The sequence below is a fragment of the Streptacidiphilus albus JL83 genome (genome assembly GCF_000744705.1).
GTDB lineage: Bacteria > Actinomycetota > Actinomycetes > Streptomycetales > Streptomycetaceae > Streptacidiphilus > Streptacidiphilus albus.
On the sequence record NZ_JQML01000001.1, the window covers coordinates 8,010,963 to 8,036,258 of the forward strand.

Here is a 25,296-nt window from a genome sequence, read left to right on the forward strand (position 1 = left end):
TGAAAAGGAGAGTAGGGCCCATGGACGTATCAGGACAGAAAGTTTCTCGGTATTTCTAGCAACTCCACGATCGATACAAGGGAGTCGAAATCAGGAGTCATCCTCCGGCGCGAGATCATCGATCACGCGGGTGATGATCGTTCGAGCTGCCCGGCCATAGCTGGCGACGGCGGCGAGCTGGTCGAAGACGCTGCCGTACAGCTCGACCTCTTGCGGCTGGGCAAGGTTCAACTCCGCAGAGAAGGTCTCGACCATCACCAGGTCGTTGTCCAGGAGCCAGAATCCATGAGCGGGTGCAACCACGTATGCCGTCTCGAAACCGATGATGCCGAGCTTCACGTTCGGCAGTGCGGCAAATGAGATCAGCCGGTCAAGCTGACCGAGCATCACGTCTGGAGCGCAGAGCTTATAGCGCAGTGCGGCTTCCGTAAGAATGAAGTGGAACCGCTTGTCACTGCGGTACAAGACCTCCTGGCGTCGTACGCGCTCTGCGACTGCTTCGTTGATGTCGTTGCGCACCTTGAACACGGTGATGCTTTGGGCGAAGCGTGCTCGGGCGTAGTCGGCGGTCTGGAGAAGCCCGGGGATAAAGGTCGCCTCGAACGCACGGTAGAAACGGGTTTTTGCATCAAGCCCAATGAGGTCTTGCTGGTGCTTCTTGAGACCGGTTTTGATCTGCCGTTGCCACTCGGAGTGCTGGCTCTCAAGCGTGTGCAGCGAGGCCAGGAGGGCATCGGCCGTCGCCTCGCTGCCCGTCTCCCGAGTCCAGCCTCGGATGTCTTCATCGGTCGGCGTCTGGTGGCCGTTCTCCAACTTGGAGATCTTGGAGGCCGGCCATGCCAACGACTCCGCAAGCTGTCGCCCGGTCAGGTTGGCCTGCTGGCGTAGCTCGCGGAGTCGTTGACCGAGGGCGAGACGTGCCTCACGCACGCTCGCTACGTCCGTGGTTCTCATCGGTGGCAAAGTCATCCCGTCGTACAGCGTAGTGCCAGGCGGCATCACGCCAGTAGTTGTGCTCCACGATCACGGCGGGGTCTTCGATGATTTCACCGCCCAAGAAGTTCTCGTCATCATCGAAGTGCATCCGCACCAGCTTGCGCGAGTCGAACAGCCAGTAGTCATAGTCCGGCAGTTCGGCCACTTCACCACGGGGCAGGTACCGAATGTCTTCGCCCGCCGCGTTGGTGTGCTGGGAACAGTACAGACCGAAGCGGCTGTAGTCGGTCAGCGGCATACTCACCACGCGCACGCGGGAGATGCGACGCCCCTTGGACGACGCATCACGGATCATGTCCAACCAGTTCTGGAACCAACCCAGTTCTACGGGCTCGCCTGCGACGAACTGACGGAGAGCGGCCGACTCGTGGGGGGACTTGTATTGGTCCCGCGTTTCCAGCCGGAATGCCGTGTGCTCGAAGGTGCGAAAGAGCTGACCGAATTCAGCTCCGACGATGAGGCTCAGTGGTCTCCCTCCTGCTCCATGTAGCGGCGGGCGTAGAACTTGAGCACTTCTTCGGGGATCTCGACCAGCGTCTCGTGGTCCGGCACCGGGCCGACGTCGGCGAGCGCCTGCGGGTCAACCACCTTCCACCCCTGAGCGAGGATAGGTCTTGCGGTCGGTGCGGTCGGTGGCGAACAGGGTAGGCGAGTTGCCTTCCTGGGACTCCGGGTCCTTGCCAAGGATTCGTGCGCGCATGGGCACTCCCTGATTGAAGGTTCGAGAAAGATTCGCGCTCCGCATCGTGCTTGCGGCTGTTCCCAGGAGTCAAGGGCGCGTCCCCCCGGGTCTTCAAAAGCGATCCGAACCAGCCATGATCATATTTGGTCCGACGTGCTGCCTTCGGGGTGTCCCGGGGGCAGGCCAGACAGGCCGACGAGGAAGATCAATTCGTCACTGAGCTTACCGATGAGCTCGCTCGGCCCGCCATGTCTCCGAGGGGATAGTGGGGGGTGCCCAAATGGCCCTCTGATCTGCCAGATGACCCCCTGGAAAGATCAACTTTGGCTCGTGGCCTCCCGCAGCTTGCGGAACTCCTCGGCGATGCCGTCGAGGGTGTAGTGCGCGTTCAGGCCGCTCGGATTGGGCAGGACCCAGACCGCGACGTCGCCCAACGGCTCCTCCTGTCGGCCGACCGACGCGCGCGGCCGGCCGAAGGCGGTCCGGTAGGCGCCGATCCCCAGCACGGCCAGGGCCCTGGGGCGCAGCAGGGCGACCCGTTCGGCGAGTGCCCGGCCGCCCTCGCGGAACTCGTCGGCCGTCAGCTCGTCGGCCTTGGCAGTGGCGCGGGCGACGACATTGGTGATCCCCAGGCCGAGCGCGAGCAGTTCCCCCTGCTCCTCGGGGCGGAACTGCCGGGGGGTGAACCCGGACCTGTGCAGGGCCGGCCAGAAGCGGTTGCCGGGGCGGGCGAAGTGGTGGCCGGTCGCGCCGGACCACAGGCCGGGGTTGATGCCGCAGAAGAGCACCCGAAGCCCTGGCCCACTGACGTCCGCGATGGTCGTGTCATGCGCCAGGGCCAGTTGCTCGGCGCTCGGCCGGAGGCTGGGACCGGTGTTGGTGGTGTTGGTGGTTTTCCGCACCTGCCAAGTCTGGCAGTCCGGCGCCCCGGCGGCGTGACGCGAGGCTGACATGATCGCTCAAGCCCTGCCGCTCCGCCGATGGCAACGCCGGCTGCGGGGACTCAGCCCTGGTTCTCCTGGGCCGCAAGGGGGTTGGTGTAGCTCTGGGCCGGCAGGCAGGTGGGAACGGTGCCGCGCAGCAGTCCGGACTGCCAGTCGCGGAAGGTGTTGCCGGGGGAGGTCCGGGCGAGGGGGAAGTAGAGGTAGAGGGTGTCTCCGGCGGGGATCCCCTCGGGGTTGACCTCAAGCAGGGTGCTCCGGCCCCGGTCGGTGAAGGTCAGCCCGGCCTGCTTGTAGTCGGCGGCGGGGGCGTCGGGCAGGCCCTTGAGGGCGGGGCCGTTGTTGACGACGCTGATGCCGTTGCCGCAGCCGGGGTCGCCGGCGTAGACATGGGCGCGGATGCCCAGTCGGTCCAGGTTGTGCTGGAGGCCGGCGAGGTCGATCTTGCTCTCGGCGTTGACGACGGCCAGCGTCACCACATGGTTGCTGCTCTGCAGGGTGTAGCCGACGGCGGAGATGGTGCCGACCGTGGCGGCGGGGCCGGAGGCCTGGGGGGAGGCCTGTGGGGAGGCGCTGACGGAGTGGCCGGTCAGCGAGGCGATGGCGACGCCGACGGCGGCCAGACCGGCCGGGATCGCGATCCGCAGGGCCAGGGCGCGGCGGCTGCGCGGACGCTTCGCAGGGGCGGGCTGGTTGTGCTCGGCCACGGTCTTCATCAGGTGTTCCTTCAGCAGGAGGTGCCGGCTGGGGGAGAGGTCCGGGTCGGCCGCGGCCGGCAGCAGCCGGGCCAGTACCTCCCGCTCGGCCTGCTCGGACCGGGGCTGGGGGGTGGCGTTCATCGGTGGCTCTCCCTGAGCGTCGTGGCTGCGGAAGCGCAGTCATCCAGTACCTGTCCGCGGGCCGCGCGGCGTTGCAGGTCTCCCTGGGCGGCGGAGGAGGCAGCGGCAGAGGCAGAGGCGGTCGCCGCCAGTTGCTTCTCGGTGAGTGCCTGCAGCCGCTTGCGGGCGCGGGAGAGCCGGGAGCGGATGGTGCCGACCGGCTTGCCCAGGGCCTCGGCGACCGCCGCGTGGTCCAGGCCCTCCCAGACGCACAGCGCGAAGACCTCCCGCTCGGCCGGGCGCAGCTGCTCCAGCGCGGCCTTGGCGGCGGCGAGCTGCGCGGCGTCGGCGATGCGGCCGGCCAGTTCGTCGGCGAAGTCCGGCACCACCTCGGGCGGGGGCAGCTGCGCCACGGCATTGGCGTGGCGGCGGGCGGCGCGGCGGGTGTTGCGCAGGACGTTGGTGGCGATGCCCAGCAGCCACGGCCGCAGGCTCCCGCCTTCGGGCTCCACCCTCGCCCGCAGCCGCCAGGCCTCCAGGAAGGTCAGCGAGACCACGTCCTCGGCGGTGGCCCAGTCCCCGGTGACCCGCACCGCGTACCGGTGGACGGCGCGGCCGTGCTCCTCGAAGATCTGCCCGAACGCTGCCGGACTGCCGGCCCGTACCCCGGCGCGTATCGAAATGCTCATGCCTTGCCCTGTCCGACTCGGCACCGCCGTTGCCGTGACCTGCATCACAGGGGCACGGCAACGGCGTCGGTCAGGCGGTCTCGGTCAGGCGGTCTCGATCAGGGGGTCCCGGTCACGGGGTCTCGATCGCGGTCGGGCCGACGACCGCGCTGAGCGGTGAGGTGTTCCGGTAGATGTCCGTCTCGTCGACCCGATAGTAGTAGGCGACGGTCGGTGAGCCGCTGGCGTCGGTGTACCCGGCCATGTCCGTACTGGCGAGCAGGGTGAAGGGGCCGTTCGGGGAGGTCGAGCGGTAGACGTCGTACTCGCCGCTCCCGGCTCCGTCCCAGTCGATGGTCTCGTTCCCGGAGTAGCCGAACAGCTGGAAGTGGTTCGGCGCCCCCGGCGGGGTGTAGTTCACCGGCTTCAGCAGGGCCGGCGTCACCGGGCTGACATTGCCGCTGGTGTCGTACGCGACGATCGCGTACGAGCTGTTGGGCGCGTAGGTGAAGGCCCCGGACGCGTCGACCCAGCTGCGGGCCAGCGGACTCAGCGTGGCCACCAGGTTGGCCGGCGCGTAGGCGTTCCAGCTCTGGGTGCCCCGGTAGATGCGGTAACCCGCCAGGTCCATCTCGACGTTCGGGGTCCAGCTGAGGCCGACCCGGTTGTCCGCCTCCTCGGGGAAGTGTGCCGCCTTGAACCCGGCCACCGCGTTCGGGGCGACCGTGTCGTAGGCCGCAGGGGCGTAGCCGAGCCGGACGTCCGCTCGGCCCTGGTAGACGGAGTAGTCCAGTTGGACCGTGTGGACGCCCGGGGTGAGGTTCAGGGTGAACCCGGCGCCGTGGTCGCGCTTCACGTCGCTCCACAGGTTGACCCGGCGCACGCCGTCGACGTACAGCCGCAGGCCGTCCTCGCCGGAGACGTTGAAGGCGATCGGGCCGCCGCCGCCGAAGTCGCGCTTCATCGTCCAGCGCGCGGAGAAGTGCCCGTTCGACAGGGCGATCCCGGCCGGGTGGCCGGCGCCCCAGTTGTAGTTCAGCGAGGCGCCCTCGCAGCGGGTCTTCCGCGCGGTTCCCCCCAGCCAGGTGTTCGCGTAGTACTGCGCGAGCCAACTGCCGTTCGCACAGGTCACCGCCGCCGCGTTCGCCGGGGCGGCCGCCGTCATCGGCAGCACCGCCCCGAGGACCACCGATGCCGCCAGTGCGGCCGTACGTGCCTTGCCTGCCATGCCAGTTCCCCCAAGTGCCGGCGGTGATCGAGCCGATGTGCCCGATCATTCGTCATATCCTGATCTTCACAGGGGAGTCAGGGCAAGTCGGTGGTTCACCCACAGCCCGGCGGAACCCCTCGGTCCGCCGGTCTCTTGGTCCGCCGGTCCGTCGGTCCCCTGGTCCGCCGGTCCGCCGGTCCGCCGACCCGGCGTCCACCGTTCGGTTGACGCCGGGGTTCAACCGAACGCCGCTCATGCCGGACCCCTCCGCCGCCGCAGGCTTGAGACATGCCGAACGACACCGCCATCCGGGCCCGAGGGCTGCGGAAGACCTACCAGGACGTCATCGCCGTCGACCATGTCGACCTCGACATCCAGCACGGCGAGATCTTCGCCCTGCTCGGCCCCAACGGGGCCGGCAAGACCACCGTCACCGAGATCCTTGAGGGCTACCGCAACCGCGACGCCGGGGAGCTGAGCGTGCTCGGGACCGACCCGGACCGGGCCGGCGCCGACTGGCGGCAGCGGATCGGGATCGTGCTCCAGAAGAGCGGCGACTTCGACCTGGTGACGGTCGAGGAAGTGCTCCGTGAGTTCGCCCGCTACTACCGCGCCCCGCGCGACCTGGACCAGGTCATCGGCGCGGTCGGCCTCACCGACAAGCGCCACACCCGTACCGGCAAGCTCTCCGGCGGGCAGCGCCGCCGGCTCGACGTCGCCCTCGGCATCCTCGGCAACCCCGAGCTGCTGTTCCTGGACGAGCCCACCACCGGTTTCGACCCGGAGGTCCGCCGACAGTTCTGGGACCTGGTCGCGGGCCTGCGGGACGAGGGCACCACCGTGCTGCTCACCACCCACTACCTCGACGAGGCCGAGCACCTGGCGGACCGGGTCGGGGTGGTCAGCAAGGGCCGGCTGGTCGACGTCGACACCCCCGCCCGGCTGGGCGGACGGCAGGTCGCCATGGCCACCGTGGGCTGGACCGGCCCGGAGGGGCCGACCGAGGTCCGGGTCGCCGACCCGACCCGGACGGTGCTGGAGCTGTCGGCCCGCTTCGGCGGCGAGGTGCCGGGCCTGGTGGTCCGCCGCCCCAGCCTGGAGGACATCTACCTGACCATGATCGGAGAGCAGCCGTGACCATCACCACGACCACCGGCACCAGCACCGCCCCGGGACCGCGCCAGACCGCCGCACCCCGCGCCGCCGCGCCGTCCGTCCTGCGCCTCGGGCTCTCCCGGGGCCTGCTGGAGACCCGCCAGTTCTTCCGCAGCCGGGGCCAGATGTTCTTCACCTTCTCGATGCCGGTGGTGATGCTGCTCCTGCTGTCCGGCATCTACCACGGCAGCTACGGCGACGGGGGCGTCACCACCCAGCAGATCTTCACCACCGGGATGCTGGGCGTCGGGATCATGGGCAGCAGCCTGCAGAGCCTGTCGCTGCAGATCGCCGGCGAGCGGCAGAACGGCACGCTGAAGCGGCTGCGCGGCACGCCGCTGCCGAAGTCCGCGTACTTCATCGGCAAGATGCTGTGCGTGCTGGTGTCCAGCCTCGGCCAGGCGGCCGTGCTGCTGCTCGTCGGGCGGCTCTGCTTCGGGGTGCGGCTGCCGGTGGACGCCGGGCACTGGCTCACCTTCGCCTGGGTCTACGCCCTGGGCGTGGCCGGCTGCTCGATGCTCGGCATCGCCTACAGCAACCTGGTCCGCAGCGCGGACTCCGGCGCGGTGGTGATGCTGCCGATGATGGTGCTCCAGTTCATCTCCGGGGTGTTCGTGATCTTCAGCCAGCTGCCCAAGGGGCTGCAGGTCGCCGCCTCCTTCTTCCCACTGAAGTGGATCTGCCAGGGCATGCGCTCCGCGCTGCTGCCCGAGGCGTACGCCAGGATGGAGCCTGCGGGAAACTGGGAGCCCGGCCGGACCGCCCTGGTCCTGGGCCTGTGGGCGGTCGCGGGGCTGGTGCTGTGCCTGACCACGTTCCGCTGGAAGGGTCGGAACGACGGATGAGTGACGACGGCGCGGGAGACCGCAGCACCACCCGGGAGACCGGCGCGGGCTTCCGGGCGGAGGAGCGGCGCTGGGAGCGCAACCTCTGGTTCCTGTGGCACGGCTGCTTCGCCCTGATGGCCGCGGTCGTCCTGGCCTGCCTGGTCGCGGACCGGGCGCCGGTCCTCGCGTACGTCCTGCTCGCCGCCATCTGCGTGGCCTACGCGGGTCCCTTCCGGGCCGGTCTGTGGCAGGAGGGCGGCTACCACCGGATCGGCTACCTGGTGGTCGCCCTGCCGGCCACCCTGGGACTCGGCTATCTGGACCCGAACGGACTGCTGATCCTCTACGTGGTCTTCCCGCACGTCTTCGCGGTGACCCGGAACGGACGGACGCGGCTGCCGCTGCTGCTCGGCCTCGCGGCCGGCTCGATCGCGGTGGCGCTGCACCACGACAGCCTGGTCGGCGCGCTGGCCGCGGTCCTCTCGGCGCTGCTGATCAGCCTGATCATGGGGGTCTTCACCCAGCTGATGATGCGTGAGGCCGAGCGCCGGGGCGAGCTGATCCGGCAGCTGGAGGTGGTCAGTGCCGAGCGGGACGAGGCCCACCGGCAGGCCGGGGTGCTGGCGGAGCGGGAGCGGCTGTCGCACGAGATCCACGACACCCTCGCCCAGGGCTTCACCAGCCTGCTGATGATCATCCAGGCCGCCGACAGCACCGTCGAGAAGGACCCGGCGACCACCCACGAGCGGTTGGCGCTGGCCGAGCGCACCGCCAGGGAGAGCCTGGCGGAGGCCCGCTCGCTGGTCGCCGCGCTGGCCCCGGCCGCGCTCCAGGGGATGCCGCTGGACCAGGCGATCACCCGGGTCACGGCCCGGATCGGCGAGGAGCTGGGGATCGCCGCCGAGGCGCGGATCCTCGGCACCCCGCGCGAGCTTCCGGCCGACGTCCAGGTGGTGCTGGTGCGGGCGACCCAGGAGTCGCTGGCCAATGTCCGCAAGCACGCCGCCGCCGCGAGCGTGGACGTCCGGCTGCACTACCGCGAGCGCAGCGTGCTGCTGGAGGTCAGCGACGACGGAACGGGGTTCACGGCCGAGTCCGGCGACGGCTCGTTCGGGCTGCGCGGGATGCGCGCCCGGGTGGAGCAGGTGTCGGGCACCCTGGAGGTCCAGAGTGCCCCAGGGGCGGGCACCACCGTGCGAGTGGAGATCCCGTGAGTGCCGCAGAGCCGACCGCCGAAGAGTCGCCCGTGCGCCGGATCAGGCTGCTGCTGGCGGACGACCACCCCGTGGTCCGGGCCGGACTGGCCGGGATGCTGGCCGCCGAGGAGGACCTCGACATCGTCGGCGAGGCGGCGGACGGCGACGCCGCCGTGGTCCTGGCCCGCGAACTGCTGCCGGACGTGGTGCTGATGGACCTGCGGATGCCGGGGACGGACGGGGCGACCGCGACCGCCCGGATCAGCCGGGAGCTGCCGCAGGTCAGGGTGCTGGTGCTGACCACCTACGACACCGACGGCGACATCGTCCGCGCGGTCGAGGCCGGCGCCAGCGGCTACCTGCTCAAGGACACGCCCCGGCGCGAACTCGCGGACGCGGTACGGGCGGCGGCCCGCGGCGAGACGGTGCTGGCGCCCGCCGCCGCGGCCATCCTGCTGACCCGGATGCGGACGCCGGCTCCGGTGCAGCAGCCGCTGACGGCGCGGGAGACCCAGGTGCTGGCGCTGGTGGGGGAGGGGCGCACCAACGCCGACATCGGCCGGGAACTGTTCATCAGCGAGGCCACGGTGAAGACCCATCTGATCCGGATCTTCCAGAAGCTGGGCGTCGACGACCGGACCGCCGCCGTCACCGCCGCGATGCGCGGCGGGCTGCTGCCCCCGGCCTGACCGCGATCTCCGTCCCGCCGGGCCGGTTCCGCTGTGTACGCTGAGCCGGTTCCGTGGACGTGGAATCAGCCGCGAAGGAGGGGTGGGTGGCCGAACGCCGAGTCACCGACGACAGCCGGGCGGGCGGGAGCGCCTCCGTCCGGCGGGGCGGGAACGGGACGCCGGCCCGGCCGACGCTGCAACAGGTCGCCCAGCTGGCCGGGGTGTCCCGGGCGACGGTCTCGCGGGTGGTCAACGGCGGGACCGGGGTCAGGGCCGAGGTCCAGACCCGGGTCCGGCAGGCCGTCGACGAGCTCGGCTACGTGCCCAACCCGGCCGCGCGGACCCTGATGACCCGGCGTCACAACGCCGTGGCCGTGGTGGTGGCCGAGCCCGAGAGCCGGGTCTTCACCGACCCGTTCTTCGCCCGGCAGCTGCGCGGCATCAGCAAGGAGCTGTCCGCCGCCGGGGTGCAGCTGGTGCTGCTGCTGATCGCCGACACCGGCGACTACGCCCAGGTCGGCGCGTACCTCGCGGCCGGGCACGTGGACGGCTCGCTGATCTTCTCGCTGCACAACGACGACCCGCTGCCCGCGATCGTGGACCGGCTCGGACTGCCCACCGTCTTCGGCGGCCGCCCCGGCTGGGTCGGGACCGAGGAGCACCCCGACACCGACGGGGTGCTCTACGTCGACGCCGACAACTTCGGCGGCGCCCGCACCGCCGTCGGGCACCTGGTCGACCGGGGCCGGGAGCGGATCGCGGTGATCACCGGGCCGCTGGACCAGACCTCGGCGCTGGACCGGCTGCGCGGCTACCGCGCGGTGCTGCCCGGCGCCGATCCGCTGCTGGTCGCCGAGGGCGACTTCAGCGCGGTCGGCGGCCGGCGGGCGATGGAGGAGCTGCTCGCCCGCCGACCGGACCTGGACGGGGTCTTCGTCTGCTCGGACCTGATGGCCTCGGGCGCGCTCACCGCGCTGCGCGCCCACGGCCGACGGGTGCCGGAGGACGTCGCCCTGGTCGGCTTCGACGACGTGGAGACCCCGGAGCTCTGGGGCGGGCCCACGCTGACGACGGTCCGTCAGGACATCGAGGGGATGGGCAGCCTGATGGCCAGACTGCTGCTCACCCGGTTGGAGCTGGTGTTCACCGGGAGGTCGGCGGAGGCCGCCGCGATGCGCCCGGTGGTGACCCCGGCCCGGCTGGTCGTCCGCTCGTCCAGCTGAGCCGGGGCCTTCGCGGCCTGCGGGCCGCGGTCGCCCGAAACGGTCAGTTGGCCGGGAAGTCGAAGTAGTGGAGGCTCGCGTAGGGCGGGTTGCCGCCGGCCTGGGAGACGAACTCCAGGTAGACGGTGTGGGTGCCGCTGGTCGCGGCGATATTGGCGGGCACGGTCTCCCAGGACGACCAGCCGCCGGTGTTGCCGACGGCGAAGCTGCCGATGGGCGGGTTCGACGGGTTGTCCAGCACCACGTCGACCAGTCCGCTCACCCCGCCCGCGGCCCCGGAGGCCACTCTGGCGTCGAACTGGGTCGAGCCGCTGCCGAAGTCGATGCCGGGATAGGCGAGGGTGTCGCCGTTGGCCAGTTGGGCGACCTGGTCGCCGTCCACGCCGGCCGGGTTCACGTCCCCGGTGGCCGCCGAGACGGTGACCGAGCCGGTGGCGGAGGAGTAGCAGTCGGCCGAGATCTCCGAGACCGCACTGGTGGCGCAGGCGGTGCCGCCGCCGGGGCCGGAGCCGGTGGGGGAGCTGGTCGGTGAGCTGCTGGCCGTAGCGGTGGGCGTGGGCGTGGGCGTGGGCGTCGGGGTCGGTGTGGGTGTGGGTGTCGGGGACGCCGTGCTGCCGGCGGCCTGCTTCTCGTAGACGGCGAACCAGGCGACGCTCATCCCCGCGCCCGAACTGGTCGCCGCCGTGGGCGAGGTGCAGCCGCAGATCGCGTCCGGGTAGGCGCCGCCGACGGCGACGTTGAAGATGGCGAAGAAGCCGTGGTCCACGGCGGCCTGCCAGGTGGCGACCGGGACCTGGCTCTCGTTGACCGAGAAGGTCTCGTTGCCGTCGAGGTAGAACCGCAGCTGCTCGGCGGAGGTGTCGGTGCGGTCCAGGATCACCGAGTAGGTGTGGTAGCCGGTCTGGCAGCCGGAGCAGGGCAGCAGACCGCTGCCGATCCCGGTGGTCTCGTTGCAGGGGCCGCCCGGGTCCACCCCGCAGTGGAGGGTGGACGAGTGCTCGCTGAGGGCGTTGACGTCCTCCATGATGTCCAGCTCGCCGATGCCGGGCCAGTTGGTCGCGCCGACCGGACGGGCCGCCGCGCCCAGGGCCCAGAAGGCCGGCCAGTAGCCGACGCCGCCGGCCGGGTCCGGCTGCTCGATGGAGGCGCTGAGCTCGACCTCGCCGCCGGGAGGCGCGGCGAAGTCGGTGCGCTGGGTCTCGACCCGGCCCGAGGTCCAGTTGCCGTTGGCGTCCTCGACCGGCTTGATCACCAGGTGCCCGTTGCCGTCCAGGTAGACGTTGCTGGTGGAGGTGGTGTTGCTCTCGACCTCGCCGGTACCCCAGTTGGCGGCCCCGCCCGGGTAGCTGGTGCCGGTGTCGTAGAGCCAGTCGGTGGTGGACAGGGCGCTGCCGGCCGGGCCGCTGAAGTCGTCGCTGAATGCGGTGGTCCAGCCGCTGGGGGCGGCCGGGACGGTGTCGGCCTGGGCGGTGCCGGCGGTGACGGAGAGTCCGAGCAGCCCTGCCAGCGGCAGGGCGAAGGCAGTGATCAGGGCCAGGGTACGGCGGCGCGGAGGGGTGGTTCTGCGCATGGTGGGGGCCTTTCCGGTCCGTGGAATCGATTCGTGAAGTGAAGCCTCGGCCTCGACCGGGTGGCCCTTGGCGTCACTTCGGAGAGGGATGCGGGTGGTGCCGGCGGCGCGGTTCCTCGGAATGTGCGGCTTGAGAGCGCTCTCAAGCCGCACTCGTGGGGGGCTCGGGGGACTCCTTGGAGTTCTGAAGCAGTGTCAGTCCTGGTCGGTGCCAGGTCAATACGGCCGACCGGCTTCAGAGGGTGAAGGCAGGCGGCCGGGTCGGTCGTTTCGTTCGCGGTCCAAGGCGACGGCAAATTTTGTTAAGGAACATGACAAGGCTATTGACGCTGTGTCATGCCAGTCCCTACCGTCCCAAGGGCGAGAACAAGTAAGGAAGTTTAACTAAATCAGCTCGTCGAACCGGAGGAGCCACCCCCATGGATTCACCAACCCGCAGGCAGAGAACACACGGTGACAGCCGGCGCAGCCGGACCCTGTTGGCCGCGGCGCTCGGCGGCGGCCTCGTCCTGGCCTTCGTGCCGGTGGTGGGCGCCCAGGCCGCGACCGCCGGTCAGCTCCGGGTGGACCAGGTCGGCTACGGCACCGGCGACACCAAGATCGCCTACCTGATGGCCGGCTCCTCGCTGTCCGGGGAGACCTACTCGGTCGTCAACTCCTCGGGGGCGACGGTTGCCAGCGGCTCGGTGACCACGACCAGCCGGGGCTCGTGGAACTCGGCCTACCCCGACGTCTACCCGATCGACTTCTCCTCGGTGACCGCGGCCGGCACCTACCACGTCGTCACCAGCGGTTCGTTGAGCCTGACCTCGGACACCTTCCAGATCGAGGCCCCGGCCACGCTCTACACCGGGCTGGTCAATGCCGGGGTCAACTTCTTCCAGAACCAGCGCGACGGCGCCGACGTCATCACCGGCGGCGCGCTCAACCGGCAGCCCTCGCACCTGAACGACGAGAGCGCGACGGTCTACCAGACCCCGGCCTTCATCGCCAACAGCGACGGCGGCACCGGCGACCAGTTCAACGGCAGCCTGACGCCCATCTCCGGTGCGGCCAAGGTCAATGTCGAGGGCGGCTGGTTCGACGCCGGGGACTACCTGAAGTTCACCTTCACCGCCTCCTACGCCGACGACCTGCTCTACTCGGCCGCCCGCGCCCTGGGCGCCGACGCCCCGGCCTCGCTGACCGCCGAGGCGCAGTACGGCACCACCTGGCTGAACAAGATGTGGAACCCCGCCACCAAGACGCTGTTCCTCCAGGTCGGCGTCGGCGCCGGCAACGAGTCCACCACCTACGGCGACCACGACGTCTGGCGGCTCCCCCAGGCCGACGACACCGACTCCGCCTCCACCGACATCTACATCAAGAACCGCCCGGTCTTCGAGGCCGCCGCCCCCGGCGCCAAGATCGACCCGGACGTGGTCGGCCGGGTCGCCGCCGCCTTCGCCTTCGCCGCCCAGGCGGACGCGGCGGCGGGCAACACCAGCGGCGCGACCACCGAACTGGCGGACGCCACCTCGCTCTACGCGATGGCCAACACCAGCCCGAGCGGCACCCTGGAGAGCGCCGACCCCGCGGCCTACTACCCCGAGTCGATCTGGCACGACGCCATGGAGCTCGGCGCCACCGAGATCGCGCTGGCGCAGCAGGACCTCGGCGACGCCTCCTCGGTCTACACCCCGTACCTGACCCAGGCGGCGACCTGGGCCAAGGACTACATCGCCGGCGACTCCGGCCAGGACACGCTGAACCTGTACGACGTCAGCGCCATCGCCCATGCCGACCTGATCACCGCGATCGCCAAGGCGGGGACCCCGTCCGGGCTGGCGGTGACCTCCGCCCAGCTGATCGCCAACCTCAAGGCGCAGGTAGCCTCCGCCGCGACCGTCGCCGCGGCGGACATCTTCCACGAAGGCGGTGACTACACCAACTTCGACGTCGACTCGCACACCTTCGGCTTCATCTCCACCGAGGCGCTCTACCAGAAGGCCAGCGGCGACACCTCGTACGCGGCCTTCGCCGACGAGCAGCGGGACTGGCTGCTCGGCGACAACGCCTGGGGCACCAGCTTCATGGTCGGCGAGGGCACCACCTTCCCCGACTGCATGGGCTCGCAGATCCCCAACATCCTCGGCAACGCCAAGGGCACCGGCCCGATCGACACCGGCGCCGTGGTCAACGGCCCGAACGACCCCTCCAACTTCACCAGCAGCAACCTCGGCGACCTGATGACCGGCATGGTCGACTGCGAGAACGACTCCTTCACCGCCTTCACCGGCCACGGCGGCGAGTACATCGACGACGTCCGCTCCTGGGCCAGCAGCGAGCCCGCGCTCGACATGAGCGGCAGCGCGGTCCTGGCCGGCGCGCTCCAGGCGTCGCTCAGCGGCGGCACCGTGAGCAACGACTTCACCATCGCGGCGGCGCCCGGCTCGTCCACCGTCACGGCCGGCGGCACCGCCGTCACCACGGTGAGCACCGGCATCGCCTCCGGCAGCGCCGAGAACGTGGCGCTGACCGCCTCCGGCGTACCGAGCGGGGTCACCGCCTCCTTCTCGCCGACCTCGGTGGCCTCGGGCGGCTCGTCCACGCTGACCCTGGCCAGCAGCTCCTCGGTGACGGCCGGTTCCTACCCGATCACCATCACCGGGACCGCCGCCTCCGGCAGCCACACCGCGACCTACACCCTGACCGTCAGCAGCGGCACGGCCGGGAACGACTTCTCGATCGCGGCCACGCCGACCTCCGCCTCGGTCACGGCCGGGAGCTCGGCCACCACCACCGTCAGCACCGCCGTCGCCTCGGGCAGCGCCGAGACCGTCGCGCTGACCGCCTCCGGCGCGCCGAGCGGGGTGACCGCGACCTTCTCGCCGACCTCGGTCAGCTCCGGCGGCTCCGCCACGCTGACCCTGGCGACCACCGCCGCGACCACGCCGGGGACCTACCCGGTCACGGTCACCGGGACCGCCGCCTCCGGCAGCCACACCGCGACCTACACCCTGACCGTCACCGCCGCGGCCTCCGGCGGCAACACCTACCTGGCCGCCTCGGCGGCCCTGGCCAACGGCGCCGCCGTGACCAGCTGCACCGCCTGCACCGGCGGCGAGAAGGTCAGCAGCATCGGCGGCGGCAGCGACGGCACCGCGACCTTCACCGGCGTCTCCGAACCCTCCGCCGGCAGCTACACCATGACGGTGTACTACCTGGCGGTCGGCGAGGCCAAGCCGGCCACCGTCACCGTCGACGGCGTCGCCCAGACGGTGAGCTTCCCGGAGACCTCCTCCAGCAGCTACTCCGTCATCGGTAGCTACACCGTCACCGTCAAGCTCAACGCCGGCAGCTCCAACACCGTCGAGTTCTCGGCCGACGGCACCAAGGGCGCACCCGACCTGAGCAAGATCACAGTCTGACGCCCGTCGGAGACCACCGGGCCCGGTCCCGCCACCAGTACGTGGCGGGACCGGGCCCGGTCCGCGCTCAGGCGCCGGTCAGCACGGACCGGCCGGCGGCGGCGCGGGCGGACCAGCGGCCCTCGTCCCGGGTGATCCGGATCGGGTGGTCGAAGCAGGCGCTGACCAGCTCGGTGGTCATGATCTCGTCGACCGGGCCCAGGCCCAGGCACTCGCCCCCGCGCAGCAGCAGGGCATGGGTGGTGCTGGCCGGTAGCTCCTCCAGGTGGTGGGTGACCAGGACGGTGGCCAGGGACGGATGGGCCAGCCGCAACTCGTCCAGCGCGGTCAGCAGTTGCTCGCGGGCCGGAAGGTCGAGGCCGGTGGCGGGCTCGTCCAGCAGCAGCAGTTGCGGGCTGGGCATCAACGCCCGGGCGATCAGCGTCCGTCCGCGCTCGCCCTGGGAGAGGGTGGGCCAGGGGGAGTCGGCCCGGTGACCGATGCCGAGGGTGTCGATCAGCCGCTCCGCCTGGGCGACCTGCTCCGCCGTGGGCCGCCAGCGGGGCGGCAGCTCCACCGAGTTGGTGAGTCCGGTGAGCACCACGCTGCGGACCGGCAGCCGCGAGCGCAGCGGATGACGGGGGTTCACATGGCCTATCCGGGTCCGCAGTTCGCGCAGGTCCACCTGGCCCAGTCGGTGGCCGAGGACCTGCACCTCCCCCCGGCTGGGGTGGTTGGTCGCGCCGAGCAGCGCCAGCAGGGTGCTCTTGCCGGCCCCGTTGGTGCCGAGGACGGCCCAGTGCTCGCCGGGATCGATGGTCAGCGAGATCGAGCGGAGCAGGTGGCGGCCCTCGCGGACCACATCGACGTCGACGGTGCGGAGCAGCGGCGCGCCGGGTGCGGGTGCGGGTGCGGGTGCGGCGTCGCTGTCGGTGGTGGTGCTCAACGCGTGGCCTCCTGGGCGCGGATGTAGTGGATGACGACTTCGAGGTTGTCCAGGGTCGCGGCGGTGGCGGCCGCGGCGTCCCCGGCCTCCAGGGCGGCGAGCAGGTCGAGGTGGGCGCAGGAGGTGTCGGGGAGGCCGGGCTCGTTCTCGATCATCTCGACCAGGGCGGTCCTGAGGATCGGCAGCGCGGCGGTGAACAGGTCGAGCAGTACCGCGTTGCGTGAGAGCTCGACCACGGCGAGGTGGAAGGCGAGGTCGGTGTCGACGAACTCGGCCGCCGCCTGCGGGCTGCGGGCCTGGTGCTCGGCGAGCAGTCGGCCCAGCTCGGCGCGTTCCTCGGGCAGCGAGCGCTCGGCGGCGAGCCTGGCGGCCTCGACCTCCAGTGCCCGGCGGACCTCGTAGACCTCCAGCAGCCGGGCCCGGCGCAGCCGTTCGTCGACGGTGTCGCGGCCGGCGGGGGTCCGGGCCACGAAGGTGCCGACGCCGTGCCGGACGTCCAGCAGCCCGTCGCGGGCCAGCAGCCGGACCGCCTCGCGCACCGAGGAGCGGCCGACGCCCAGCTCCCGCGCCAGTTCGGCCTCGTTGGGCAGTCGGTGGCCGACCTCCCAGCGTCCGCCGGTCAGCGCGGTGCGCAGGGCGGCCTCCACTCGGGGCACCAGCGGCCCGCGGCGCAGCTGCTCCAGTGCGAGCTCCATGTCCACCTCCGGGTCCGAGGCTAGCACTGGTCCTCAGACGTCTGAGGACAGAAATGCCTCATGGGAATACCTCGTGACGATTGCATGACATGTGAAGTTCACCGTCGTATGGTCGACGGGTCGGATCGGCATCACCCGGCGTCACTACGCTCCGCACGTACCGGTGAGAGTTCCCCCCGCCCGCACCGTCCTCTGGAGTCCCCATGCGTCCGATCTCCCGCACGATCTGGTCCCTGGTGTCCGCCACCGCCGTAGCCGCGGTCGGCGTGGTCGCCCTGCAGCCCCACGCCGCGCCCGTCGCGAGCAGCGCACCGGCTGCGCGGATCGCGGCCGGGCTCGCCTCCAGCTCCGTGCCGACCCCCGCGCACGTGGTGATCGTGATGGAGGAGAACCACTCCTACAGCGACGTCATCGGCGACACCACCGACGCCCCGTACATCAACTCGCTGGCGTCCCAGGGTGCGCTGCTGACCTCGTCGTTCGGGGTCACCCACCCCAGCGAGCCCAACTACATGGCGCTGTTCTCCGGCAACACCGACGGGCTGACCGCCGACACCTGCCCGGTCAGCGAGAGCACCAAGGCCAACCTCGGCTCCGAGCTGCTGGCCGCCGGCGACACCTTCAAGGGCTACTCCGAGGGCCTGCCGAAGACCGGCTCCACCACCTGCACCTCCGGCAACTACGCCCGCAAGCACTCGCCGTGGATCAACTTCAGCGCGATCCCCACCTCGGACTCGCTGCCGTTCACCTCCTTCCCCAGCTCCTCGAACTACGCCAGCCTGCCGACGCTGTCGTTCGTGATCCCGAACCTGAACGACGACATGCACAACGGCACCATCGCCGAGGCCGACAGCTGGCTGAAGACCAACATGTCCGCCTACGCGACCTGGGCCAAGGCCAACAACAGCCTGCTCATCGTCACCTGGGACGAGGACGACTACACCGAGAACAACCAGATCCCGACGCTGTTCGTCGGCCAGTCGGTGAAGCCCGGCACGTACGACGAGACCGTCAACCACTACAACGTGCTGGCCACGCTGGAGCAGATGTACGGCCTCACCGAGGTCGGCTCGAGCGCCACCGCCACCCCGATCACCGACATCTGGAACTGAGCAGCCCGCACCATGTGGAACAGAACACTGAGTCGACTGCCCCGCGGGCGACGGCTGCCGCTGCGCACCGTCGCCGCGGCGGCCGTCGTCCTCCTCCTGCTCGGCGGCGGCGCCGTCGCCGCCGAGAGCAGCAGCGGGAGCAGCGCCGCGCCCGTGGTCACCATCGGTGAGCACGGGTGCGGCGCCGTGCTGCCCCGGCCGGTGGCCGGGCACCAGCTGATCGACATCGACGACACCGCGCGCGACCCCGCCCAGGTGTACCTGATCGACCCGCGCGGCGGCGCGGTCTACGCCGAGCTGACCGACCTGCTGCCGGGCGCCACCCGGTCGCTGTCGACCACGATCGGCGCCGGCAGCTACGCCCTGCGCTGCGTGTTCAGCAACGGGGTGGTGCTGACCTCGGGCAGCTGGACGGTCACCGGCAGCGCGGCCGGGGCGGTCCCCGGCATCCAGCCGATGCCGGACCTCGCCCTGGGCGCCCCGGTCGCCGCCTACCGCGCCTACGTCGGCCGCAGCCTGCCCGGACTGCTCGCCGACAGCCGCACCCTGGACGCCGACGTGGCCGCCGGCGACCTGGCCAGGGCCAGGACCGACTGGCTCACCGCCCACCTCGACTACGAGCGGCTCGGCGCGGCCTACAACAGCTTCGGCGACTTCGACGACGAGATCAACGGGATGGCGAGCGGCCTGCCGCTGGGCACCGCCGACCCCTCCTGGACCGGCTTCTTCCGGATCGAGTTCGGCCTCTGGCACGGCCAGTCGGCCGGCGAGTTGCTGCCGCTGACGAAGGGTCTGGTCTCCGCCGTGCAGGGGCTGATCGCCGACTTCCCCAGCGAGGAGGTCGATCCGGGCGACGTGCCGCTGCGCAGCCACGAGATCCTGGAGAACGCGCTGCAGTTCCAGCTCACCGGCATCGCCGACTACGGCAGCGGCACCACCCTGGCCACCCTGTACGCCAACACCCAGGGCACCCAGGCGGTACTGGCCACCATCACCGGACTGATCACGGCGCGCGACCCGCAGCTGCTCGCCTCGATCGACCGGGGGATCGCCACGGTCCAGGGCGAACTGCTCGCCGACCACGCCGACGACGGCGGCTGGGTCCCGCCGTCCGCGCTGCCCCGGGCCCAGCGGCAGCGGCTCGACGGGGACCTCGGCGCGCTGCTCGAAAACCTCTCCAGCATTCCTGACCTGCTCACCGGACGGACCTCCGCATGACCGCCGCCCCGCCCCCGCCGACGCCGCCCCGCCCGGGGCGGCTGCCCCTACGGCGGCGCCGCCGATGCCCCCGCCGCCTCCCGGGCCGCCGGCGTGGCCCGCCGCGCCTTCCTGCGCGGGGCCGCGCTCGGCACCGTCGGCGCGGCCGTGCTCGGAGCCGCCGGGGTCGCCGCCGACCGCGCGGTCGCCGACGGCGGCACCCCGGCCGGGTCGGACCGGAGGATCCCCTTCGAGGGACCGAACCAGGCCGGGATCACCACCCCGCAGCAGGCCGCCGCCACCTTCGTCTCCTTCGACGCCGTCGCCCCGGACCGGGCCGCGCTGACCGAGCTGTTCCAGACCCTGACCGACCGGATCCGCTTCCTGACCAGCGGCGGCACCCCGCCCGACGTCAGCATCGCCTCGGTGCCCTCGGACAGCGCGACGCTCGGCCCGGTCGTCCCCAGCGACGGCCTGACCGTCACCGTCGGCGTCGGGGCCTCGCTCTTCGACGCCCGGTACGGCCTCGCCGCCCGCAAGCCGGCCCGGCTGACCACCATGCCGGTCTTCCCCAACGACGACATGGTCGGCTCCACCGAACTGCACGGCGACATCTCGCTGCAGATCTGCGCGGACTCCAAGGACACGGTGATGCACGCGCTGCGCGACATCGCCAAGCACACCCGCGACGGGATGCAGCTCAACTGGAAGGCCGACGGCTTCCACGCCGCGCCCCGCCCCAGCGGCACCCAGCGCAACCAGCTCGGCTTCAAGGACGGCATCGCCAACCCGGACACCACCGACGCCGCCAGCAACGACGCGCTGATCTGGGCGCGCGGCGGCGTCGGCGGTGAGCCGGCCTGGGCCGAGGGCGGCTCCTACCAGGTGGTCCGGATCATCCGGATGCTGGTCGAGTTCTGGGACCGGGTCTCGCTGCACGAGCAGGAGACGATGATCGGCCGCCGCCGCGACACCGGCGCCCCGCTCGACGGCACCGTCGAGGGCGACATCCCGGACTACGCCAAGGACCCGAACGGCCTCGGCATCCCGCTGACCGCCCATATCCGGCTGGCCAACCCGCGCACCAAGGCCACCGACGACCAGCAGATCCTGCGCCGGGGCTACAACTACGACCGGGGTGTCGACGCCGACGGCAACCTCGACGTCGGGCTGGTCTTCTGCTGCTACCAGCAGGACGTGCTGCGGCAGTTCACCGCCGTGCAGACCCGGCTGATCGACGAGCCGCTGGTGGACTACATCTCGCCGACCGGCGGCGGCTACTTCTTCGCGCTGCCCGGCGTCAGCGGGCCGGAGGACCACCTGGCCTCCGGCCTGCTGGCCTGAGGCCCCGTCAGCCTTCGGCTCCGGGGGTGGGACTGCCGGAGCCGCTGCCGGGCGGCGGGTGCGGCGTCTCGCACTGGGTCGGGTGCGGGGTGGCGCTGACATTGGAGGTCGGCATCGGGACCGGGGGTGTGGTCGCCGCGAAGTCGGCCGCCACCTGGGTGAAGCCGTAGGCGGTCTGCGGGACGCCGCTGCAGTCCCCGGCCCTCCCGTGGCCGGGGTCGGCGGCGGTGCACGGCCGGTCCCGGTCGACCGACCAGAGGGTGAGCCGGTTCATCCCCTGGGCCTTGGCGAAGGCCTCCACGGTCGCGAAGCCGGCGGGGGTCAGTGAGCCCCCGTCCTCCCGGCCGGCCGTGGCGACCAGTCCCTCGTGGGCGTAGGTGACGGCGCGGTCCCAGGGGAAGTCGGCCTCCAACTGGGTGTTGAGGTCCTGCAGGGCGGTGATCTGGGCGGCGGGGCCGGTGAAGCCCGCACCGCCGGTCCGGATCGAGACATTGCCGGGGACCAGGCCGCCCTGCGGGATGTCGGCCAGCGCGGCCGTCCCGTCGCTGGAGAGCCCGGTCGGGCCGCCCGGCAGGGTCACGGTGAAGAAGAGGTCCGGGTACTCCCGCTGGAGGATCCCGGCGGCGTCGATGTCGTTCGCCACCGCGGTCGGGTCCTTCAGTTCGGCCGCGCTCAGGTCGAGGTCGACCGCCGAGGCGTGGACGTACTCGATGGCGTCGAGGTCGGCTGCGGCGGTCGCGGCGGGGGTGCCGCACTCCGCCCCCAGGCTGGTGTCGCCGGTGCTGCCGAAGCTGAGCGCGAGATCGCCGCCGGCCGCGGCGATCTGGTTCAGCGCGGCGCCCAGTGCGGGCGGCGGGGCCGAACCCGGGCCCTGGAGGATGTGGACGCCGTCCCAGCTCGGGTCGCACTGGTGCTGCTTCCTGATCCCCTGGACGGAGGCCAGGTCCACCACCTTCTCGCCGGTGGCGGCCAGCAGCGCGGTGAAGTCCGGGGGAGTGGGGTCCTGTACGTCGTAGTAGGGGGCGGAGGCGTACCAGTTGGCAGCGAACTCGCCCGGCGTGGTGGTGCTCGCCCGGCTGCTGCCGGCGTTGAGCAGCACGCCCCCGATCCCGAGGGCCAGGCAGGCCGCCGCGGCCGGGAAGAACACCGAAGTCTTGCGCATCGCTTCACTCCTGTGGCCCGGTGCGGGCAGTGGGACGGCGGGGCCGTCGGGGGTTCGGCGTGTACACATCCACGGTGGCCCAGGGCCGTTCCGGGGGTCAAGGGTCTAGACCAATGAGGGAGGCCGCCCTCCGCTCCGCCCGGCCCGGCCCGGTGGCCGACCGGGCCGCCGCGGAGGGCTCCTGCAGCGCGCCCCCTTACGGAGCGGCCCGGCTGCGACCACACTCGAAGCGCGTCACCGGACCGGAACCGCCAGGCCGCTCGCGGAAGGACCGCCGGAATGCCCGACTCGACCCCGACCACGACCCCCGTGCCCACCACCGAGGACCCGCCCGGACCAGGGCTGCGGCGGACCCTGACGGTCTGGCAGGCCGTCGGCCTCTCCATGGCGCTGATGGCGCCCAGCATGGCCGTCAACATCAACCCCCAGGCGGCCGAGCCCAGCGTCGGCCGCGCCGTTCCGCTCGCCTTCCTGATCGCCGCCGTCGGCGTGCTGCTGGTCACCTACGTCTTCGTCCGGCTCTGCCAGTACTACCGGCACTCCGGCTCGGTCTACGCCTTCGTCGGCGCGACCCTCGGCCCGCGCACCGGCGTGGTGGCCGGCTGGGGCCTGATCGGCACCTACGTCTTCTACGGCGTCACCACCTCCTCCGTGGTCGGCATCTTCGGCATCTCCTTCCTCCAGCGGATCGGCGCCTGGTCGCACCCGCCCACCGACGCCCCGTTCATCCTCACCGCGATCGTGCTGGTCCTCTCCTGCTGGCTGACCATCTCCTCGGTCCGGCGCGGCACCAATGTGCTGCTCACCGTCGAGGGCGCGACCGTGGCGCTGATCCTCACCGTCAGCGCCGTCGTACTGGTCCGGCTGCTGCTCGGCAACGCCCCGGCCGGGCACCGGTTCACCATGTCGGTCTTCGCGGTCCCGCACGGCACCGCGCCCTCCGCGCTCTTCCTCGGTGTGGTCTTCGGCTTCCTCTCCTTCGCCGGGTTCGAGGCCGCGTCCACCCTCGGCGAGGAGTCGGTCAACCCGAACCGGGACATCCCGCGTGCGATCCTCGGCACCACCCTCTTCGGCGGGGCGTTCTTCGTGGTCGTCACCGCCGTCGAGATGATGGGCTTCGGCACCAACACGGCCGGGACCGGCGCCTTCGGGGCCTCCACCTCGCTGGTCGGCGACCTCGGCGGCAGCTACCTCAGCCCCTGGGTCGGCAATGTGGTCACCCTCGGCGCGACCGTCAGCGCCTTCGGCTGCTGCCTGGCCTGCACCGTCGGCTCGGCCCGGCTGCTGTTCGCGATGAGCAGGGACGGCTTCGGCGAGCACGGCCTCGGCCGGGTCTCCGGGCGCGGCACCCCGGCCCGCGCGGCCGTCGTGATCAGCACCACCATGGCGGTGATCCTCGGCCTGTGCATCACCGCCTTCTCCGCCGTGCCGGAGTCCACCTTCGTCTGGGGCGGCACCATCGGCACGCTGATCCTGCTCGTCGCCTACGGCCTCACCACCATCGGCGCGATCCGGCTGATCTTCGTCCAGCGGCGGATGGCCGTCCCGATGTGGCAGGTGGTGATCCCGCTCGCGGCCCTGGCGCTGCTCGGCTACACCCTCTACCGCAACGTCATCCCCTACCCCTCGTCAGGTCCCGGGCACTGGTTCCCGATCGTCGCCGGCGGCTGGCTGCTGGCCGCGATCGTCGCCGTCCTGCTCGCCCCGGCCACCGCCCGCCGCCTCGGCGGACGCCTCACCGCCTCGGAGGGGCTGCCCGGCGGCCCTGACTGAGGGCCGCCGGTTCCCGTGGCATAGCGTCGGAGGATGGACGAGATCACTACCGAACGCCTCCGCCTCCGGCCGTTGACCAGCTCCGAAGCCGACGTGGACTGGTGGGTGCGGCTGCACGCGGACCCCGAGGTGAACCGCTTCGTCGGGAGCTACACCCGGGAGACGGCCGTCGCCCGGCTGGAGGGCATCGAGTCCCAGTGGGCCACGCGCGGCCACGGCCTGTGCGCGGTCGAACTGCGGGCGACCGGGGAGGCCGTCGGCCGCTGCGGACTGAACTGGTGGGAGCAGTTCGACGAGACCGAGGCCGGCTGGACGTTCGCGCGCGCCCACTGGGGCCACGGCTACGCCACCGAGGCCGCCCGCGCGGTCGTCGACCGGGGCTTCGCCGGGCTCGGCCTGGAGCGGATCACCGCGATGATCCACCACGGCAACAGCGGCTCGGTCGCGGTGGCGGAGCGCCTCGGCTTCACCCGGAGCCGTGAGGACGTGCTCCACGAACGCCCGGTCACGGTCTTCGCGCTGGACCGGGCCACCCACGCGGCGGGCTGACGCTCCGGCGAATCCCGGGTGCGGCCGGTCGGCGGTGATCGCTAGGCTGCGGTGGACAGCGCGGGGTGCGGCGCGGTGAACGGCTGGGGGAGGCACGGGCCATGTCGGTCATGAGGATGCAGGCGACCGGGGAACTGCTGACGCTGGTCGACCCGCGACAGGCGGCCCGCGTCCGGATTCGGCTGGCGGCGGCGGGACACACCCCCACGATGGCGGAGCAGCAGAGTACGTGGCAGCTGCAGTGCACCTTCCAGCAGTCGCCGCCGTCGACCCTGCTGTGGCTGCTGGAGTGCGACGACCCGGTGCTGAACACCGCCCTCTTCCACGTCCGGGCGCTCGGTGACGCCATCCGCCGGGACATCCTGGCCGGGGTGCCCTTCGACTCCGCCCGGACCGAGCCGGTCCCGGTCACCGACGAGCTCCGGGCGGTGGAGCACGGCCGGGGGCGGGACCAGCTGTTCGACCTGCCACCGCAGACCGCCGCCGAGCTGATCCCGAAGCTCCGGGCGGCCGGCGCGGCCCGTCGGCCGAAGACCTGCCGGTCGCTCGCGCGGGCCGTGCCGCGCGCCGAGTGGGGGCTGGTGGCCGAGGCCGACGCGCGGGAGCCGCTGCCCGGCTACGCCCGCTGGGCGCTGGCCTGCCACGTCAACTGCCCGCAGCCGCTGCGCTCCCGCTTCGGCGACCACCCCAAGTTCGCCCACCGGCTGCGGCAGGCCGGGGTCCTGGTCGACGTCGAGGACTACCTGACCGGGCAGTCGGCGGCACGGGCGCTGGTCTCGCTCGGCGCGCTGCTGCGCAGCGACTCCACCCGGGGTCGGCGGGTCCGGGAGGAGTTGACGCTGCTGGTGCGGGAGCAGCTCGGCGGCCACGTCGAGGCCTGGGCCGTGCTGGCCCAGCTGCAGCCGACCTTCAGCGGCACACTGCCCGAGCTGATCGTGACCGCCTCCGCCATCGCCGGTCCGCCGCCGGCGGACGAACTGGAGGAGGACGAAGCGGGGGAGACGTACGGGCGCGAACGGCGGGCCCCGGCGGGAATCGAACCCGCGTGATCCGGTTCTGGAGACCGGTGCGACTGCCTCTGCGCTACAGCCCCGCCGCTCGCGCGGGCGACTCTACCCGTACCCGCTGCACCCGCCGTACTCGCCTCACCCGATTCCGCAGGGGAGCGGTCC

At 71.7% G+C, this 25,296-nt stretch carries 23 protein-coding genes and 1 tRNA gene; 12 read left to right on the forward strand and 12 right to left on the reverse strand.

What is annotated here, in order from left to right:
* Positions 1-90 precede the first annotated feature (90 nt).
* From BS75_RS34775 to BS75_RS45165, 7 genes are all read right to left on the reverse strand, one after another.
* A complete protein-coding gene (locus BS75_RS34775) occupies positions 91-930 on the reverse strand; it encodes a helix-turn-helix domain-containing protein (protein ID WP_231607984.1) in 840 nt (279 codons plus the stop codon).
* On the reverse strand, positions 923-1,462 hold the full coding sequence (locus tag BS75_RS34780; protein ID WP_034091069.1) for a DUF6879 family protein: 540 nt from the start codon (positions 1,460-1,462) through the stop codon (positions 923-925). The genes BS75_RS34775 and BS75_RS34780 overlap by 8 nt, the downstream gene beginning before the upstream one ends.
* A complete protein-coding gene (locus tag BS75_RS51715; protein ID WP_267970414.1) occupies positions 1,459-1,584 on the reverse strand; it encodes a hypothetical protein in 126 nt (41 codons plus the stop codon). Before BS75_RS51715 ends, BS75_RS34780 begins: the two co-directional genes overlap by 4 nt.
* A 411-nt stretch (positions 1,585-1,995) precedes the next feature.
* Positions 1,996-2,580, reverse strand: coding sequence for a G/U mismatch-specific DNA glycosylase (gene mug / locus BS75_RS34790; protein ID WP_042437159.1), 585 nt, complete (start codon positions 2,578-2,580; stop codon positions 1,996-1,998).
* A gap of 101 nt (positions 2,581-2,681) precedes the next feature.
* On the reverse strand, positions 2,682-3,458 hold the full coding sequence (locus tag BS75_RS34795) for a hypothetical protein (RefSeq protein WP_034091070.1): 777 nt from the start codon (positions 3,456-3,458) through the stop codon (positions 2,682-2,684).
* Positions 3,455-4,126, reverse strand: a complete 672-nt coding sequence (locus BS75_RS34800) for an RNA polymerase sigma factor (protein ID WP_081982939.1) — start codon at positions 4,124-4,126, stop codon at positions 3,455-3,457. The genes BS75_RS34795 and BS75_RS34800 overlap by 4 nt, the downstream gene beginning before the upstream one ends.
* Positions 4,127-4,238: 112 nt before the next feature.
* Entirely contained in the window at positions 4,239-5,333 is a 1,095-nt protein-coding gene (locus BS75_RS45165; protein ID WP_052070082.1) for a hypothetical protein, read from the reverse strand.
* A gap of 270 nt (positions 5,334-5,603) precedes the next feature.
* Here BS75_RS45165 and BS75_RS34810 point away from each other — a divergent pair, with 270 nt between their 5' ends.
* From BS75_RS34810 to BS75_RS34830, 5 genes are all read left to right on the forward strand, one after another.
* A complete protein-coding gene (locus tag BS75_RS34810; RefSeq protein ID WP_034091071.1) occupies positions 5,604-6,452 on the forward strand; it encodes an ABC transporter ATP-binding protein in 849 nt (282 codons plus the stop codon).
* Positions 6,449-7,315: an ABC transporter permease gene (locus BS75_RS34815; protein ID WP_231607986.1), complete on the forward strand. Its 867-nt coding sequence runs from the start codon at positions 6,449-6,451 to the stop codon at positions 7,313-7,315. The genes BS75_RS34810 and BS75_RS34815 overlap by 4 nt, the downstream gene beginning before the upstream one ends.
* Complete coding sequence (locus BS75_RS45170; RefSeq protein ID WP_052070084.1) at positions 7,312-8,511, forward strand: sensor histidine kinase; 1,200 nt, start codon at positions 7,312-7,314, stop codon at positions 8,509-8,511. The genes BS75_RS34815 and BS75_RS45170 overlap by 4 nt, the downstream gene beginning before the upstream one ends.
* Entirely contained in the window at positions 8,508-9,182 is a 675-nt protein-coding gene (locus tag BS75_RS34825) for a response regulator transcription factor (RefSeq protein ID WP_269330728.1), read from the forward strand. The genes BS75_RS45170 and BS75_RS34825 overlap by 4 nt, the downstream gene beginning before the upstream one ends.
* Positions 9,183-9,358: 176 nt before the next feature.
* Positions 9,359-10,387: a LacI family DNA-binding transcriptional regulator gene (locus tag BS75_RS34830; protein WP_034094393.1), complete on the forward strand. Its 1,029-nt coding sequence runs from the start codon at positions 9,359-9,361 to the stop codon at positions 10,385-10,387.
* Positions 10,388-10,430: 43 nt separating this feature from the next.
* Here the strand turns inward: BS75_RS34830 and BS75_RS34835 are convergent, their stop codons facing one another.
* The gene (locus tag BS75_RS34835; protein ID WP_034091072.1) at positions 10,431-11,957 is read right to left on the reverse strand and encodes a carbohydrate-binding protein; all 1,527 of its coding nucleotides are present in this window, start codon (positions 11,955-11,957) and stop codon (positions 10,431-10,433) included.
* Between the two features lie 419 nt (positions 11,958-12,376).
* On the opposite strand from BS75_RS34835, the gene BS75_RS45175 reads away from it, so the two are divergent.
* Entirely contained in the window at positions 12,377-15,367 is a 2,991-nt protein-coding gene (locus tag BS75_RS45175) for a glycoside hydrolase family 9 protein (protein ID WP_081982942.1), read from the forward strand.
* 67 nt (positions 15,368-15,434) lie between these two features.
* Here the strand turns inward: BS75_RS45175 and BS75_RS34850 are convergent, their stop codons facing one another.
* A complete protein-coding gene (locus BS75_RS34850) occupies positions 15,435-16,292 on the reverse strand; it encodes an ABC transporter ATP-binding protein (protein ID WP_042437112.1) in 858 nt (285 codons plus the stop codon).
* Positions 16,289-16,987, reverse strand: a complete 699-nt coding sequence (locus tag BS75_RS34855) for a FadR/GntR family transcriptional regulator (RefSeq protein WP_034091073.1) — start codon at positions 16,985-16,987, stop codon at positions 16,289-16,291. The genes BS75_RS34850 and BS75_RS34855 overlap by 4 nt, the downstream gene beginning before the upstream one ends.
* 203 nt (positions 16,988-17,190) lie before the next feature.
* Here BS75_RS34855 and BS75_RS34860 point away from each other — a divergent pair, with 203 nt between their 5' ends.
* From BS75_RS34860 to BS75_RS34870, 3 genes are all read left to right on the forward strand, one after another.
* Positions 17,191-18,099: an alkaline phosphatase family protein gene (locus BS75_RS34860; protein WP_081982944.1), complete on the forward strand. Its 909-nt coding sequence runs from the start codon at positions 17,191-17,193 to the stop codon at positions 18,097-18,099.
* A gap of 12 nt (positions 18,100-18,111) precedes the next feature.
* Complete coding sequence (locus BS75_RS34865; protein WP_052070088.1) at positions 18,112-19,317, forward strand: EfeM/EfeO family lipoprotein; 1,206 nt, start codon at positions 18,112-18,114, stop codon at positions 19,315-19,317.
* 93 nt (positions 19,318-19,410) lie between these two features.
* Positions 19,411-20,640 carry a Dyp-type peroxidase gene (locus tag BS75_RS34870; RefSeq protein WP_034091074.1) on the forward strand — a complete coding sequence of 410 codons (1,230 nt, stop codon included), beginning with the start codon at positions 19,411-19,413 and terminating at the stop codon, positions 20,638-20,640.
* A 7-nt stretch (positions 20,641-20,647) separates the two neighbouring features.
* On the opposite strand, the gene BS75_RS34875 is transcribed toward BS75_RS34870, so the two are convergent.
* Positions 20,648-21,802 (reverse strand): glycoside hydrolase family 18 protein, encoded by a 1,155-nt coding sequence (locus BS75_RS34875; protein ID WP_052070090.1) that lies wholly within the window; start codon positions 21,800-21,802, stop codon positions 20,648-20,650.
* A 279-nt stretch (positions 21,803-22,081) separates the two neighbouring features.
* Between BS75_RS34875 and BS75_RS34880 the strand changes: the two genes are divergently transcribed.
* From BS75_RS34880 to BS75_RS47245, 3 genes are all read left to right on the forward strand, one after another.
* Positions 22,082-23,575, forward strand: coding sequence for an APC family permease (locus BS75_RS34880; RefSeq protein WP_052070092.1), 1,494 nt, complete (start codon positions 22,082-22,084; stop codon positions 23,573-23,575).
* Between the two features lie 33 nt (positions 23,576-23,608).
* Entirely contained in the window at positions 23,609-24,124 is a 516-nt protein-coding gene (locus tag BS75_RS34885) for a GNAT family N-acetyltransferase (protein ID WP_034091075.1), read from the forward strand.
* Positions 24,125-24,225: 101 nt separating this feature from the next.
* Positions 24,226-25,173 carry a hypothetical protein gene (locus tag BS75_RS47245; RefSeq protein ID WP_081982946.1) on the forward strand — a complete coding sequence of 316 codons (948 nt, stop codon included), beginning with the start codon at positions 24,226-24,228 and terminating at the stop codon, positions 25,171-25,173.
* Here BS75_RS47245 and BS75_RS34895 read toward each other — a convergent pair.
* Positions 25,144-25,216: transfer RNA gene (locus BS75_RS34895), tRNA-Trp, on the reverse strand. The two genes, BS75_RS47245 and BS75_RS34895, sit on opposite strands and share 30 nt — an antisense overlap.
* Between the last annotated feature and the right edge of the window lie 80 nt (positions 25,217-25,296).